This window comes from Xanthomonas sp. NCPPB 4467, assembly GCF_041475665.2.
GTDB lineage: Bacteria > Pseudomonadota > Gammaproteobacteria > Xanthomonadales > Xanthomonadaceae > Xanthomonas > Xanthomonas dyei.
In genome coordinates this window covers 2407670-2425069 of record NZ_CM191260.1, presented here as the reverse complement: position 1 = coordinate 2425069, position 17400 = coordinate 2407670, and the positions used below count along the sequence as shown (strand labels likewise).

General features: G+C 62.9%; 3 protein-coding genes. All 3 read right to left on the bottom strand.

All coding sequences use genetic code 11. The features are described 5' to 3' along the window. Positions 1-505: 505 nt before the first annotated feature. The 3 genes from ACCQ06_RS10590 to ACCQ06_RS10580 all read right to left on the bottom strand — a co-directional run bounded on the left by ACCQ06_RS10590 (position 506) and on the right by ACCQ06_RS10580 (position 17101). A complete protein-coding gene (locus ACCQ06_RS10590) occupies positions 506-826 on the bottom strand; it encodes a hypothetical protein (RefSeq protein WP_316692310.1) in 321 nt (106 codons plus the stop codon). Beyond that, entirely contained in the window at positions 823-15330 is a 14508-nt protein-coding gene (locus ACCQ06_RS10585) for a hemagglutinin repeat-containing protein (protein ID WP_316692308.1), read from the bottom strand. Before ACCQ06_RS10585 ends, ACCQ06_RS10590 begins: the two co-directional genes overlap by 4 nt. Before the next feature lie 70 nt (positions 15331-15400). Continuing rightward, positions 15401-17101 (bottom strand): ShlB/FhaC/HecB family hemolysin secretion/activation protein, encoded by a 1701-nt coding sequence (locus tag ACCQ06_RS10580; RefSeq protein WP_228325368.1) that lies wholly within the window; start codon positions 17099-17101, stop codon positions 15401-15403. Positions 17102-17400 lie beyond the last annotated feature (299 nt).

Genomic DNA, 17400 nt, shown 5'->3' with positions numbered 1-17400 from the left:
CCGGAATGGTGGCCGGATCGATGCGGGTGCGGCTTTCGTTCGCACCTGCGGTGACACCGGTACCGGCAGCGGTGGTCTGCACCGTCGCCTGATCGAGCGTGCTGCGCACCAAACCACTGTCATTGGACATGACCGGTGCAACCGACATCTTGACGATACCGCCGGACGCCGCGAGCGAGGCATCCTGCGTATTCTCACCAACCTGCGCACCCGCGTTGCCGGCTGTATTGCTCGCCACGCTGATGCTGGCTGCGCCGCCATTGGCCCGGCCGATGACCGCCTGACCAGCGACATTTGCCGCGGTCTGCCGCGTGCGGCCGCTCAATCCGCCTTGTGCGCTGACGCCATTGAGCGAGGCACCACTGACGCTACGGCCATCGCTGCCGACCGCGCCGTTGCTGATGTTGGCGCCGTTGATGCTGACGCCTTGGCCGCCGGTCATGCTGGCGCCCAGGGCGGAGTCCCGCTTAATTACCTCCGCCCCCTTTTTTTAATTTTTTTCGGCTTACTCATTTCTCCTCATGAAATGGTCTGACATTTTCAACAAATAGTCTTGGAGCTTATGCTCATCAGATGAAAGATCCTGGACCATTGCGAAACGCCCTTTTTTACTTACAACGTAAGCCCATTTCAAACCGAGCATTCTATCGGAAGGTATATTTATATCCCCCCTTAAAAAAAACATCCAGCAAAATTCTGCTTCCAGGTACCTATCACTAAATATCGGGAATTCATTTTCAACAACATCCCCCAAAATCACCCGAACTTCCTTTTCAGCAATTTTTAATGCTTCCACAACAGATATATTTTGCGCTTCATATTTCATAGCGGGGGCCTCCCGAGCTGAACGGTCACATCAGGATTTAGCTGAACTATCTTACCTAATTGGGTGTCGATAAAGAAAATTTTTCCGTCTTTATTTACAACATTAATAACATGACTAACCTTTCCCGGTTGTTCAATAATAAGCGGTCGCGCAGCACCGCTACCTTCCTTAAGCATTTCCTCTATAACTGCTGCAGGCTTACTCGGAGAATTAAATCCGAAGGGCGATGATGGAAGCAACGCATTCATATCCGCATATTTTGTTGCATCAGCAACCGCATCCAAATTTTTCCCAGAAAGCCGTTCCTGCGCCGCATTTACACAAGATACGCAGTTAGTGTTCACGCCTGACCCAGCACCCTCGACATAATGGGGATTCACCCCAATCAAATTTGGAAATTCATCTCCAAGCGGCCTTGTTTCCGTATAAATAGCGTCGGAAGCGCTGCCGAGCCTGGCATTTGACGCCCCTGAAGGAGTGCCCTTCGGTCGCAAAGAATTTATATAATCAATTACATCATCAGCCTTAAACGCATCGCCCACGCCTGAGGCTGCTTTGGCACCGACACCTGCCTTGCCTACATAGAGCTCTGGAGCAACCAGTGAGAATACGTCAACGCTGACCTTGCCACCGATTGCACCCGCCTTGGCTATGTCATAGATATCCCAAGAGCCGTGGGTGTTCGTGTAGGCCGCAAATGCAAGATCCTCTGCATAACCGCTGATACCGGTTTTTATTGCATTTAACGCGCCCTTTGCGTCGTTGAAGTTCTTATCGGCAGTTGCTGCGTAACCGTTACCCCACAGGTAGGCGAGTTGATCAATTGTCTTCCCGACCTGGCCGGCAGGACTCATACCTTTTGCCAACTCTGCCACACCGGCAACCATCTCCCAGACCCGGCCGGTAGCACCAACCGTACCTGCCCCCATACCCAATGCCGCGCGCAGCGCAGAATCAGCGGTTGCAACCGATAGCGGAATGCTGCCGTTCCATGCTGCCGAAACCAGCGCTTGGTTGCTGCAATCGCCTGCCATCGCACACGCAAGCTTGTGCCCAAGATCTGCAGTCGTCACATGGGTGACGAAGTCCTTGGTCAGCGTACCGTCCTTGTCGGAGTTGAACAGACCAGTCAATTCAGGCACATGACCCGCAAGCCACGCGGTGTATTCCCCTGCGTGATCGAGCTGATCCTGCATGGCTACGGCGGCCAGTTGTTTTTGCTCCGCGCACCCGCTACTGGCCGGATCGCTACACGCACCGCGTAATGCAAGATTGCGTTCTTCCGACAGTGCCTTTAGTTGCTCGGCGCGCTCACACTGGGTGCCAGACTTGGAACAAGCGATCAAGGCCGTGGCATATTCCATCCGTTCCTGATGGCCGAGGTAATTGTTGGACACCTCATTCAAGGCTGCGGCACCGCCTGCAGCACCACCGGCCGCAGCGCCTAGCGCGCTCGCTGACAACCCTGTCAACGTCGCAGCCACCGTTTTATTGATTCCTGCTTTCTCCAGCGCTTCTGCCAGGTACGGCGCAGCAACGGTGCCTGAGGCCGCGCCTAGCACTCCTTCTGTGCCACCTGTTAGACCACCCACAACCGCATGTGACAGCACGCGCAACGTGCCACCATTGCCCCAATCCTTCATCAACTGATCAGCTTCGGCACGCTTGCTGTCGTCACCGGTTGCGTCTGCTTCCGCATAGAGCTCGGCCGCCTTGTCAACTTTTCCCTGTGCGTAATCGCCAACAAACTTAGTCGCTTGCTGCCCTGACGTCGCGGTGATCTGCGCTTGTGCGGCGACCTGATCACGCAGTGCCTGACCATCCCACTGTTTGGTCAAGCCACCTGCATCATCGCCGCTGATCGCGTCGCGCTTCAGACCTGCCAAGGCATCTGCGGCAGTCTTGCCAGTCTTGGCAAGTTGCCCAGCCTCATCGGTGATGACCAAGCTGCCGCCACTGATCCCGCTGGTGGTGGTCGATGTCGCGTCGCCATTTTTGCTCCCTATGCCAGCCGCTGTACCGGTGCTTCCAGTCTGGAAGTTCTGCCACGACCAGTTCTCACCATTGTTGACGGTCGGCTGGACCTGACCGGCTTCCCCTTGTTGTTTACTGTCGTCTTTGCCCTTGCTGTAGCCGCCCGAGAGGCTGAATCCCTTCGCATCGTAACTACTGGTGTTTTCGATATCGCTATACGTGAGCGTGCCGGTCTGGAGGCGATTCACACCTGCGTCCACGGCCGTTTGCGTACTAGCGATCACCGCTCCTTTCAGGTCGGTATTGCCGCCGACGCGAATATTGAAACCGCCATCGCCGGCCTGGATGCCGCTCTGCTCGGTCACGCTGGCGAAGTCGCCACTGACTTTGTTGCTGCTATAGCTTGCGCTGGCACTGAAACCTGCGCCGAAGGTCACACTCGCACCTACGCTCTTGTCCTTACTGTCATAGGTGCTGGTGTCCTGCAAACTCTCGATGCTCAGATTCCCACCGACATCGGCGATTACATTGTCTGCCGACAGCTGCGCGCCCTTGAGCGTGGTGTCGTTGCCACTGATGACCGTGGCAGTGTTGCCTGCAGCCAGATGACTATTGCTGTAGGTCAGATCCTCGCCGTTGGCCTTGCCGCGCGATCCAGCTGCGCTGATCATCACGCCAAATGCCGCACCATCCGGGCCGTAAGTGATGCCCACACCCAGCGACGCACTGCTGCTCTTGCTGGTGCTTTTTTGCTCGGCGGTGTTCTTGGCTGCTTCGATGAGCACGTCGTGATCGGCTGCCAGCAGCAGATCATTGCCCGCCTTGATGTCACTCCCACGAATCAACAGGTTGCTCTGGTCGCCGCCGCCTGTCGCAATCAGGTTGACGTCACCCCCTGCCTGTAGTTTGGAGCCCTGTGCAAGACTGGACGTCTGCGTGCTCTTGCTCTCGCTCTTGCTGCCGCCGATGCTGATGGCAATGCTCAGATTGGCGCCCTGAGCCGCATCTTTTGCGCTGCCGCCTAGCGAACCGCCTGCCTGTGCGAGGGCCTGACCTGAGCCATATGCACTATAGGCAGCCGATCCGAGCGCAAGTGCTTCCATGCGACTGTCGCCCTTGACCTCCTTGCTGGCCTTGTAGCTGTCGTTTGCCGCCTGCGCCAGGCTGATCGCAGCCGAGCTCAAGGTCAGCGACAAGCCGCCTTGGCTGAACTTGCTGCGCTGTTCCGCGTCATTGTCGTTGTAAACCTCCGTGATCGCGATGTCCTTGCCGGTCGCGGTCAGGTCGCCCTGCAACGCCATAACATCACTGCCGGTGATCGCCAACTTGTTGCCGGCCACCAGTGTGACGTCACCCTCAAGGCTGCCTACCGTCGTTCCGGTATGCGTAGTCTGGTCGATGTCGGCGCCGGTGGTGACCTTTTGCTTGCCAAGCGTCACCCCGATACCGCCACTTCCGAACAGACCAGACTTGGTGGTGACTTTGTCATGCTCTTCGCTATGCGTGTTCTGAGCAGTTTCCAAGGTTAGGTTGTTGCCTGCTGCAAGCGTGACGTCGCCGGTACCGACAATTTGGGTGCCCTTCGACAGCAAGTCGTTACCCGAAACGATCTGCACCGTATCGCCACTCAGTGACGTCCCAACGGCCAGCGTGTCCTTCCACTCATCATGCGTGGTCGTGGTCTTGCTGGAGAACGTGCCCTTTTTCTTCTTGGTCATGTCCTGCACGGCATCGTGCTGCTCGCTGGCGGCGAGCAGGTTGACGTCGTTGCCGGCAGCCAGAGTGATGCCGCCCTCCTTGGCGGCCGCAGATGCGGCGGTCAGGGTGAGGTCGTTACCGGCCTGCATCGCCAAGTTACCGCCGGCACTGAACTCGGTGCCGTAGACGGTTTCATCGCTGGTCGCGGTGGTCTGCTTGAAGCGCTTGCGCGTTTCCAGGGTGTTGCTGGTGTCCACCGTCGTCAGCGTACTGGCATTGATGTCGTTGCCGGCGCTGATGCCCAGGCCTTTGCCGGCGTCCAGCTTGGCCGCGACCAGATTGACGTCGTTGCCGGCGCTGAGGATGAGGTTGCCGCCGGCCGTCAGCGCTTGCTGATCGATGGTTTGGGTGGTGGTCGTCGTGGTGACGCGGGTTTTGCCGTTGCGTGTCTTGTAGCTGTTGGTCTCGCTGTCGTTGAGCACCGACTCGACGTTGAGATTGTTGCCTGCGGCGGCGATCAGATCGCCGCCGGCGTTGACGTTGGCCTGACGGATGGTCAGGTCGTTGCCTGCAGTCAATTGCAGGCTGTCGCCGGTGCTGATGGTGGTGCGGGTGGCGACTTTGCCATCCAGGCCCGTGGTCGGGGTCAGTGACAGGTTGTTGCCTGCTTGCAGCGCGGCACTGCCGCCAGCGTTGATGGTGACGCCGTGCAGTTGCAGGGCGTTGCCTGCCGAGACGATCAGATCCTTGCCGGTGATGACCGACACGGCATCGCCGCCGCGCAGCAGGCCGTTATCGTCGCGCAACGCGCTTGGGGTAAGGCTGAGGGTGTTGCCTGCGATCAAGGCCGCACTGCCGTCGGCCTGCACGCGGGTACCGGTCAACGTCATGTCGTTGCCGGCAAACAGTTGCAGGGTGTTGCTAGCAGTAATGCCCGACAGGATGCCGACGCCGTTGATGGCCTTGGTTGCTTCGCTGATCAGGTTGTTGCCAGCGACCAGGGCGACATCGCGGCCCTGGATCTGGCCCTGATTGAACAGGTCGTTACGTGCTTCCAGCGCCACGCTGCCGGTGCCGCTGATGCGGCCCTGGTTGAGCAGGTTGCCGGCGGTGATGCTGACGTCGGCACCGGCGATCACGCCCTGGTTGCTCATGGCATTGTTGGCGTTGAGCTCGACATTGCCGCCAGCAATCAAGGCGCCATTACCGCGCAACTGCAGCGAGTTGGAGGCCAGATACACCACCGGTACCAGCACCTTCTGGCCCTGGTAGTCCTGCTCCACCATCCACACGATGTCTTGCGTCAACGCGGCCGCCTGGGCGGCGGTCAAGCCCACGCCCATGCTCAGCTGCAGCTGGCCTGCGGCCGCGACACCGGACTCCAGCAAGGCGCGGTACTGCGCCACGCCATCGGCGTAGTTGCCCAGATAGCGACGGCCGGTGAGCTGGGTGATCTGGTCCAGCACCAGGCGCTGCTCGTAGAAGCCATCGCCCAGACGGGTCTGGGTCCACTCCGGGTCCACGCCCAGCTTGTCGAGCAGGAAATCGCTGCTGATGAAGTTGTCGTAATTGACGAAGCGCGGATCGGTCTCGATCAGGTAACGACGGCCCGGCCCATTGCTGCGCCAAGCGTTGATGCCGCCGAGGCCGACTGCCGCACGCCCCATGGCCGTGCGATCGGTCGCGTTGCCATTGGACAGGCGATACAACCCGCCGATGGGCAGATCGATCTGCGTCAGCGAGGTCTGGCCGCCGCCAACGATGTTGGTCACCGGAATGGTGGCCGGATCGATGCGGGTGCGGCTTTCGCCAGCGCCTGCAACGACGCCGGTACCGGTCGCGGTGGTCTGCACGTTGGCCTGATCAACGGTGCTGCGCACCAAGCCACTGTCATTGGACATGACCGGTGCGACCGACATGGCGACGATGCCGCCGGATGCCGCAAGCGAGGCATCCTGCGTATTTGCACCAACCTGCGCACCCGCGTTGCCGGCAGTATTGCTCGCCACGCTGATGCTGGCTGCGCCGCCATTGGCCCGGCCGATGACCGCCTGACCAGCGACATTTGCCGCGGTCTGCCGCGTGCGGCCGCTCAATCCGCCTTGTGCGCTGACGCCATTGAGCGAGGCACCACTGACGTTACGGCCATCGCTACCGACGGCGCCGTTGCTGATGTTGGCACCGTTGATGCTGACGCCTTGGCCGCCGGTCATGCTGGCGCCCAGGGCGATGTAGCTACTGCTTGTGGTCGAAGAATTCAGCCTCTGGTCTTCTTCCTCGTAATAGCAGACGACCTTCTGTCCCACCGGCTGCATGCAGTCGTTGGTGATCGCAGTAACGATATGTTCGACATCACTCTGGCGAACCGTCTGGTTTAACGCGAGCGCCTGGTTGAACAATTGCTCGCCGCCAACAATCATGTTGTCCGAGAGCCCACCAAGACCCCGTTGATTTGCTGCAAAAAGCCCAGCAGCGGCGATAGTGGATGCGTTATTTGTGACGCTCCCGGAGAGCAGAATGTTTCCGCCTGCAGCAATTTTCCCCTCAGCGCTTGCCGATGACAGCTGTTCCTGCTGGATTACTTGGTAGTTGCGATAAATACCCGGCGCGAGCCCCCTGTAAGGGTAAGGCGCACGCGCACCCTGCAGATTCCTGATTGCTTTGCCTTCGATAAGCTCGCCACCCGAATACACATCGTCGCCGGGATCGGTAGAAACGCTGGTCGTATTGATCACCCGCCGCCGATTATTCAGCTGACTGGCCGCAATCAAAATACTTCCATCGGCCTCAATACTGCCCGACAGGTTATTCACCACACCGGTGCGCGAGACCAAGGTGCCACCACCATCCTGCGCACCACCAATGGCGATATTGCCCAGGCTGAAAATGCGGGCATCGCGGTTGAGCAGTTGATCGCGCACGATCAGGTTCATGTTGCCGGTGGAACCCAGCAGGGCCGAACCATAGGCAGCGTTGTCGGTCGCACCGCCGAAATCCGCGCCGTTGACCAACGTGCCGGTATTCACCGACACATTGCCGCCGACGATGCTGCCGGTGTTGTAGACGCTGTTTGCCACCAGCGAGAGCGCGGCGTTGCCGGAAATACTGCCGGCGTTGTCGATGACATTGCCGCCGTTGAGGCGGGTATCGTTGGACAGGATGTTGGCGCCGGCACGGTTGGCGATACTGCTGGCGGTGATGTCCAGGCGGCGCGCTGCCTTGAGCGTTGCCTCGTTGACCAGGTTGCCGCCCACACGCAGGTTGAAATCGCCATTGCTGGTGAGATCTGCGCCGGCGCGATGCGTGTAGTCGCTGCGCAAGGTCAGATCCAGCAGGTTCTGCGCCAGGATGCTGCCACCACCGTCGAACCCGACGGTATCGATCACCACATCGCCAGCGCCGCCGGTGATGCTGCCCGCGCCAATCTGGCCACCGGCATTGCTCAGGCTCTGCAGGTTCAGGCGAACTGCCTGCTCGGCTTTGATCCTGCCGTTCTGATTGTCCAGCGTGGCGCCTGCGCGCTGCAGCAGGAAGCTCGCGCCGGCATAGATGTTGCCGCCCTGATTGTTCAAGGTGTTGGTATTGGCGATCAAGTCGCCGCCTGCCACCAGCTGCCCGCTGTTATTGGCAATACTGGCAGCATCGATCACCACGCTGCCGCGTCCACCGAGATTACCGCTGGTGTTGGTCAATGCGCCGCCGGTGGTGATACGCGTCAGACCGCCGCCGTTGTTGACGATGCTGCCCTGCGTATTGTCGATCCGTCCGCCCGATACGGTGAGCGTGTTACCGGCGTCGAGCTGGCCGCCGCTGTTGAGCAGCGCGCCTGTCACCGCAACATTGAGATCGCGGCCCGCACTGAGTTTGCCGCTTTGGTGATTGTCCAGCTGGCCGCGTGCGGTGACGCTGAGGTCGCGCCCGGCTTGCAGGCTGCCACCGGAGCTTGCGATGTTTTCCGCAGTGATCACTGCATCGGTACTGGCACCGATGATGCCGTTGCCGTTATCCAACCCACGCGTGAGCTCGACGCGCAGACTGCCGCCCGTACCACCGCTGCTCACCGCCTGCAGCGTGCCACCGCTATTGCTGAGGCTATCGGCACGCAACGTCATCGCGCCACCGCTGGCCTGCAATAGGCCGCTACGGTTGTCGACAGCACCACCGCTTTGCACCGTCAAACCGCGTGCAGCGACCGAACCACCGAGATTGTTGAGGCTGGCCGCAGCAAGCGTTGCATCGCCAGCGGCAGCCACCGTGCCCCCCTGATTGTTCATGCCGCTGCTGGCGCCGATGTTCAGCGTCCCCTGCGAGACGATGCGACCGTTGGCATTGCCCAATGCGCCACGGCTGGTGACCGACGCAGTGCCGGTACCGGCGTGTTCGATCCGTCCCTGCGCATTCTCAAGGCTTGCGGCAGTGATGGTCAGATCCTGCCCATTGCTGGCCAAGGTTCCCGACGTATTGTCGATTGCGCCACCAATGCTGACGCGCGTCGCACCTGCACCACTTTGAACGAGACGGCCGCCGGCATTGTTCAAACTGCCGCCATCGATGCTGAGCTGACTGGCCTGGAGTTGGCCGCCAGTCGTCGTGAGACGGCCGTTATCGATGGTGCCGCCTGCCTGCACGGTCAGCATGCCGCCGGCGAGCAGGTCGCCGCCACGATGGTCGAGGCTACCGCCGGTGGTCAGCGCGACATTGCCGGTGGCGCGCGTGCTGGCGCCAGCCAGCTGCAGCTGGGCGCCTTGCGCGAGCAGATTGCCGCCTGCCAACAACTTGCCCGAGGCACTCAGCTGGCGATCGGCGACCAGGCTCAACGTACTGCCGGTTCCCAGGTTGCCATCGCCGGCAATGCCTGCTCCAACCGTACCGGCGATGCTGATTTCGCCCGCACGCAGGCTCAGATTTCCGGCGGCGGTGGTCTGCCCGGCGTTTTCGATCCGCGCGCCTTGCAGTCCCACCGTCGCACCACTGACCACGCCCTGCTGACGCACCACGGCGTCGCTGGCCAGCGTGACCTGCTGGCCGCGTAGCTGGCCTGCAATGGTCAGATCGCTTTTTGCGCGCAGGTCGAGCGTGCTGCCTGCACTCAGGGTGCCGCTTTGCGCCAACGCACCGTCGGCTTGCGCAGAGAACGCGCCCGCCGCTGCCAGGCTGCCGTCGAGCTGCAGGTTGCCACGGCTGATCAAGGCGACATCGCCGCGCTCGCTACCGAGCTGACCAGTGCTGGCGAGCTGCGCGGCCTCCACACGCAGGCCGTTGCCGCCAATCAAATCACCGCGATTGTCCACCGCACCTGCGGCGGTCAGACCCAAGCGCTGCAAGCCGTACGCCTGACCGGTCTGACGCAGCGAACCGACACCAAGCGTCAATTGATTGCCTGCGCGCATCGCGCCGGCATTGTCGAGCAAGCCAGCGATGGACAGCGTGGTGTCGCCTTGCGCCAGCAGCACGCCCGTCGCGGTGTTGCCTGCACTGGCTGCGGTGACGGACAGATTCTGGCCGGCGACAACCTGCGCCGCGTTGGTCAATGCGCCGGTCGCGCTCAGCACGACAGCGCGATCGGCCTGTGCCACCCCGGCCACTGCCAGGTTACCCGTGCTGCGCAGGGTCACATCAGTGCCCGCATCCAACGCGCCGCGGCTGTCGATCGCCGCGCCATCAAGACTGATCGCACCGCCGCCTTGCAGGACAGCAGTTTGTCCGGTGGTGACCGTCGCACCGCGCAGGGTTGCGTCGCCGCCAGTAGCAGCCTCCCCGTTCAACGCCAGCGTGCGCTGCGCCTGCAGGTCGAGGGACGACGCCGACTGCAACGTGCCTGCTGCAACCAGATCGCGCCCTGCGTGCAATGCGACCGACTGCGCCTTGAGCGACCCGCCTTGCTGCAGGTCGCCGGCAGCGGTTGCCTGCAGCGCGGTTGCGGCGGCCACAACACCTTGCAACGCGATGTCGCCGCGGCTGACCAGCGTGACGTTGGCTGTTTCGCTGCCAAGCTGCCCGCTGCTGCGCAGGGTGCCTGCGTCCACGGTCAACGCGTCCTTGGCGATCAGGTTGCCGCGGTTATCGACCAGCCCGGTCGCCATGACAGTCAACGCCTCGCCGGCGATGGCGGCACCGCTCTGGTCGATGCTGGTGGCGGTCATGCGTAAATCGCCACCGCTCTGCACGCTGCCTGCGTTCTGCAAGGTGCCAGTAGTGAGTGTGACGCCACCCTGTGCAGCCAGCGTGCCCAGGGCAGCATTGCTGACAGTGGCTGCCTGCACCGATAGGTCGCGACCTGCGACGACCTGGCTGGCATTGCTCAACGCGCCGTCGGCACTGAGGACGACGTCGCGATTGGCTTGCGCCACGCCTGCCAATGCCAGTGCGCCGGTACTGCGCAGACGCAGGTCGCTGCCGGCGTCGAGCGTGCCGCGGCTGTCGATGGCCGCGCCCTCCAGGGTGATCAAACGAGCGCTTTTCAGCACAGCAGCAGTGCCGGTGGCGATGCTGTTGCCACGCAACGCGGCATCGCTGCCTGCCTGCGCCTGACCATTCAGGACCAGCGCACGCTGCGCCTGCAAGTCCAGTGTGGAGGCCGACTGCAGCGTACCGCCGGCAGTGAGATCGCGACCCGCTTGCAGGCCAACTGTCTGCGCGGTGAGCGAACCGGATTGCACCAGGTCACCCACTGCAGTGGCCTGCAGCGTGGTGGCGGCAGAGACGAGGCCTTGCAGATCGATCGCATTCTGGCTGATCAGCGTCAGCGCGCCATTCACCGAGCCAAGCTGGCCGGTGCTGGTAATGCTGCCGGCGGCGATACTCAGATCCTTGCCGGAAACCAGCTGACCCCGATTATCGAATGCGCCGGTCGATGCGATCGAGAGCGCATCGCCGCTATAGAGTCGGCCGCGCTGCAACAGCGACCCTGTCGACAGCGCAAGCCCACGCTCGCCGTGCAAGGTACCGCTGTTGTCCAATGCGCCAGCGATCTCGACACGCAGATCGCGCATCGCACCCAGCGTCGCGTTCGTCAGGTTTTCGGCGCTGGCCGCCTGCACACTGAGGTCGCGTTTGGCGACACCTTGCGCGCCATTACGCAACGCACCAGTAGCGGTCAGCGCGACGTCGCGTCCGGCCTGGGCAATACCGCCCAATGTCAGATCGCCTGCGCTACGCACGCTCAGATCGGATGCTGCATCGAGCGAGCCATGGCTGTCGATCGCCGTGCCCTCCAGGGTGATGTTGGCACCGCTCTGCAGGACAGCCGTGCTGCCAGTGGCGATGGTTGCGCCCTTGAGGACGGCGCTGCCCGTGCTAGCTGCCTGGCCATTCAAGGCCAGCGTGCGCTGGGCTTGCAGATCCAGGGTGGATGCAGAATTCAGGGTGCCGCCGAGGGTCAGATCGCGGCCGGCCTGCAGTGCAATGGACTGCCCGTTGAGCGCGCCGGCTTGCTCAAGATCGCTGCCGGCGGTGGCGCGCAACGCGGTTGCTGCGGCGACCACGCCGCCCAGCTGCATGACGCCCTGGCTGGCCAATGTCACATCGGCACGTTCGCTGCCCAATTGCCCGGTGCTGCGCAGCGTGCCTGCATCGATCTGCATCGCCTCCTTGGCAACCAGCGTGCCGCGGTTGTCCAGCGTGCCCGCTACCGCAACCGTCATTGCCTTGCCTGCAGACACGCTGCCGCTCTGGTCCAGCGCTGCCGCGGTGAGCTGCATATCGCCACCGGCCTGCACGCGGCCGGCGGTGTTGAGCTGCGCCGTGGTCGTCAGGGCCACATTGCCCTCGCCTGCCAACACGCCAGCGGCAGTGTTGTCCAGACGTTGCGCCTGCACTGTAAGATCGCGGCCTGCAACAACCTGCGCGGCATTGCTGAAGGCGTTGGCCGCGCTCAGACGTACATCACGTCCGCTCTGTGCAATGCCAGCCAGAGACAGATCGCCATCGCTGCGCATTTGCAGATCGCCGCCTGCGTCGAGCGTGCCGCGGCTATCGATTGCGGCGCCGTCCAGCGCGATCGCACCGCCAGCCTGCAACACCGCACCCTGGCTGCTAATCACAGTGGTTGCACGCAATGCAGCATCGCCACCCACCTGGCCTTGTGCGGCAAACGTCAGCGTGCGCTGCGCCTGCATATCCAGCGTGGATGCAGCACGCAAGGTGCCGGCCGCAGTGAGATCGCGTCCGGCAGCGAGCACTATGGTCTGCGCGGTCGCGGAACCTGCTTGCTGCAGATCGCCACCGGCCGTGGCCTGCAGCAACGTCCCCGCGGCGACCACACCCTGCAATGCGATGTCGCCATCGGTGGTCAGGCGCACCTCTGCCGCTTCGCTGCCGAGTTGACCGCTGCTGCGCAAGCTGCCGGCCTCGATCTGCAAGGCGTTCTTGGCCACGATGTTGCCAGTGTTGTCGAGCGCACCTGCTACCGACGCCGACAGCGTATTGCCCGAACCGACCCGGCCACGCTGGGTCAGCGTGTCAGCGGCGAGCTGGAGTGCATTGCCGGCATAGAGGCTGCCGGCGTTGTCGAGCGCACCGGTGGTGCGTAAGCGCATATCGGCATCGGACGAAAACGCAGCGCCCTGCGCATTACGCAGCGACGCGGCATCCACCTGCAGTCCACCTGCTGCAACCACGTTGGCGCGATTGTCCAGCAGCCCACCTGCCTGCAAGGTAGCAGCGCCAGCGCTCTGCACCGTGCCGCTCAGGGCCAGATCGTGAGTGCTTGCAATCCGCAGATCGCCGCCTGCATCGATCGCACCATCATGATCGACCGTGGAGCCGCGCAATTGCAGCGCGCCGCCACTGCGCAGCTGCCCACGTTGACGCAATGCACCGTTCGCCTGCAGGTCGAGCACACCAGCCGAATGCACGATGGCATCGCTGCTCAGCGCGCCGCCGGTGGCGATATTCAGTGCACCACGCGTGCTCTGCAACGTGCCGGACACCGCTGCATCGCCGCCGCTGCGAAGGTTCACGCTGGCGGCATTCACCGCACCGGCAATCCGTGCATAAGTGCCGGCATCCAGCGCCAGCGTGCCGCCTGCCACCGTGTTCCCGCTCAAGCTCAAGCCAGCGCGGCTGCGCAGCGTGGCGTCGCCGCGTTGGCTACCGATGTCGCCGCGGCTTTCCAGCTGTGCGGCGTCTACGGTCAATGCATTGCCGGCGACGATGGTCCCGGCGTTGACCAGCCCGCCAACCACGGTTACCTGCACATCACGCGCGGCAGACAGGCTGCCGGTGGTGGTCAGATCGCTGGCCTGAACACGCAAGTCGCGCCCCGCGTAGCCGCTACCGGCATTGCTCAACGCGCCGGCGCTGCGCAGATCCAGATCCGTGCCAGCCGAGACGGCGCCGCGTTGCGCAATATCGATCGCAGCGGCGTTGAGCACGAGCGTATCGGCAGCGATCACCCGACCCTGCACATCCAGGCGGCCACCGGCCTGTATCTCTGCATCCTGCCCGGCCTGGGCCAACCCGCCCATGCGCACATCACCGCTGCCGACCACACGCAGTGCGGACGCTGCATCCAGCGTCCCCAGCGCATCGATGCTGGCTGCGTTCAATGCAATGGCGCTACCGCTCTGCAAGGTGCCGGACAATGCAATGCGATTCGCGCGCAGCGTTGCACCCGTGCCGCCGTAGGCCACACCGCCGCTGCGCAACACGCCGTCAGCGCCAAGCTCCAGCGCGCCGGTGGTATGCAGGCTGCCATCGGCGGTCAATTCGGAGCCGAACAGACGGATCGACCCCGCGCTGCTACGCCCGGTATGGCTCAACGCACCGTCGGCCTGCGCATTCAACGCGCCAGCGGCCACCAGGTCGCCGGCCAGGCGCATGCCTGCGCCGCGCAAGCTGACATCGCCCTGCTGCGAGCCAAGCACGCCGCGCTGGTCCAGATCACCGCTTGCCCGCACATTCAAGCCATCGCGTGCCACGGCGGTGCCGCTCAGACTCACCTGGCCAGCGCTGTCGATCTGCAGATCACCGCTCTGCGCGGCCAGGGTGCCGCGGCTGACCACGCCCACGCCGGCTTCGGTAGCGATCAGACGGATGCGGTCGGCATACATGCCGCCCAGTTGCGCCACGTCGATGCCGATCGACGGCGCAGCACCATCGGTACCAGGCAGCACGTCGAGCAACATGCCGTCGTAGTTGACGCGCCCAGCGCCTGCGCTCGCGACCAATTCCTTGGTCCAGATCGATCCATTGACGCTGAGCTGACGCGAGAGCAGATCCAGACGATCCACATTGAAGGCGTCAAGACCATTGCTGCCGATGCTGAGCGCACCGCCGGTGATGGTGAAACCAGTCAATGCGCCATCTCCGCCCAGGTTGGGCGTGCCGGTGGTCAGCGTGACGCGCGAGGTATTGAGAAATCCGCAGCCATCGCAGGAAATGCCATTGGGATTGGCAATGACCAACTGCGCCTTGGCGCCGGCGATTTCGGTGTAGCCCTGCAGGCGGCTGCTGGCAGAGGTGACCTCGTTGAGGATCAACGATGCCGCACCGCTGCGCTGCAGATTATTGTTGCCGGCCACATAGCCGCCCAGCTCGGTCTTGGAGATCTGCGCGCTGTTGTTGAGGATCAACCCGTTCGGGCCGACGTTGAAATTGCTGTAGCGATTGTGCGAAATGCCGCGCGCATTGGGGGCGACGATATCCACCACCGGCACGCCGTTGGCTGCTACCTGTTGGCCGGGCGTCTGACCACCGGGGTTGGCCGTCGGCGCAACCTGCGCCCACGCCGGGAACGATGTCCAGGTCACGGTGAAGCACAGCAGCAGCGCCAACGCGCGCTTGCTTTGTTCGGCTACGTAACCACGCACGCTCATCGCTTCGTTGTCCATCGTTTCTCTCTCGCCGCCCGCAGGCGTCATCCATCAACAAGCGCGCCGCCGGCTGGCAGCGCGATCCATGTCAAAACTGGTAGATCACACGCGCGCCGTAGGCCGGCTGCGCACTTCCAAATCCATCGGGCCGGTGAATCGCCCAGCCGGCAAATGCATCGACGCTGGCGCCGAACCAGCCGCCGCGCAGCCCCACCGCGCCACCGACCAGACTGCGACTGCGCAGCCCGCTGGCGCTGGTGCCATCGATGCGTCCCGCGTCCAAACCCAGGTAAGGCGTGAGCCCGATCTGCTGCACCGGAAAACTCAAGGTATTGCGCCAATACGCGCCTTTTTCGGCACCCAGGGTCGCTTCGCCATCGAAGCCGCGCACGCTGTACCGGCCGCCGATCGTGAAGAATTCCGAGCCAAGCAACAGTTCGCCCGCGGTCTGCGCGCGCAGGCTGCTCTCCCAGGCCATAGGCACCGCACCCCACTTGAACGGCAGCGCAGTGCTCACATCCAGCGTGGTCACGCCATACCGAAAGCTGGGGAAACCGATTTGCGGGTCATAGCCGGTCCATTGGCTGTTGAACCACGGCGTGCCGCGTCGGTGTGCGATGCGCACGTCCAGCTGCATCGCGCCCAGGTAACGCCGATGCGTGAAATAGAACTCGGCACTACTGGTGTCGCGCCGCTGGATGCCGATCTCCACGCCGTCCAGATAGCTGCGCGCACGCCGCCGCCCCACTGTCACCCCGGCAGAAGTCTTGCTGGTGCCATCGCGATGCAAGACGCGCTGGATGTCCAGCTGGGCATTGCTGGATTCGCCGCTGGACTGGAAGGTCTGCAAAAACCCGTCCACGCGCTGGTGATAGCGGTACGACGACGCCGACAGCGCAACCGTCCACCAGCCCCACGGCAGGCTGTAGCTCAGACTGTTGCCACGGGTGCCGCGCTCTTCATCGCGTGTCGCCAGATCGTGGCTGTAGCCGACACTGAGCAGGTCGTTGAGCCCCAGCGGATTGTCTAGCGACACATCCAGCCCGCCCTGCATGCGGCCGGTGGCTTCCACACCCGAATCCTCGGCGTTGACCACACCGCGCCAACGCCGCCCATGCTGCAAGGTGATGACCAGATCCGATTCGCCTGGCGCTTCGCCCGGTGCGATATCGATCTTGGCGTCCTGCGATGGCAGGCGCTTGAACTGCTCCACGGCTTGTTCAATCGCGCGCAGATCCAGCAGATCGCCAGTGCGCACTGGCAAGGCAGTCTTCCAGTGCGCACCGTCGGCATCAGACACCACGCGTACCGCGCGCAAACGGCCCGGCATCAGTTCGAAGCGCAACTCGCCGCGCGACAGGTCCTGCTCGGGCACGCCGATGCGCGTGGTGACAAAACCGCGCGCGACCAGCCGATCCAGTGCGCGACGGCGAATGACATCGATGCCGATGCGGCCGATGCAGCGCCCCTCGTAACGGCGCAGCGATTTCCACAGCCAGGCAAACCGTGCAGCATCCTGGCCCGCGCCCGACAGGCGCACGCGCGTGATCGAAAAACACAGCGCTTCTTCGGGAAGCACAGTACTGCGTGCGTCCACGCGCTCGGCATCCTCGCGCGGGCCGGCGAAAGGCGCCTGGCGCTCCTGCTCCTGCCGACGCTGAATCTCTTCGGCCTGGCGCAGTTGCTCCTGCCGGTCCAGGCTGGTCGGTGCCGATTGTTGTGCAGCCGCCAGCCCGGCGACCGCCCATAGGCAAGCCGCCAACGCCAACGGCGCCGATCGCATCCACATCTGTCATGCCCCCTGTGCAACGGTCAAACCTGGGCCTGCCGTTGCTCACATTGCCGCACCTGGCTGCCAAAACGGCAGCACAACCCTTGGGCACGGCGAACGCGGCGCCACTGTGCTGCAACGTTAAGAACAGGTCAACGCAGCGTGTAGGGGCCACCCTGTAAGAAAATGCCGACAAATTCATTTATGTGATAGAAATCACATAAATATCGGACGCAGCCGTAAGGGTCACGGAAATCGCCGGGGCGCTTAATCGCCCTCACAGGCCCGAAGTTCCGTCAACGCGCGGCTATTGAGAC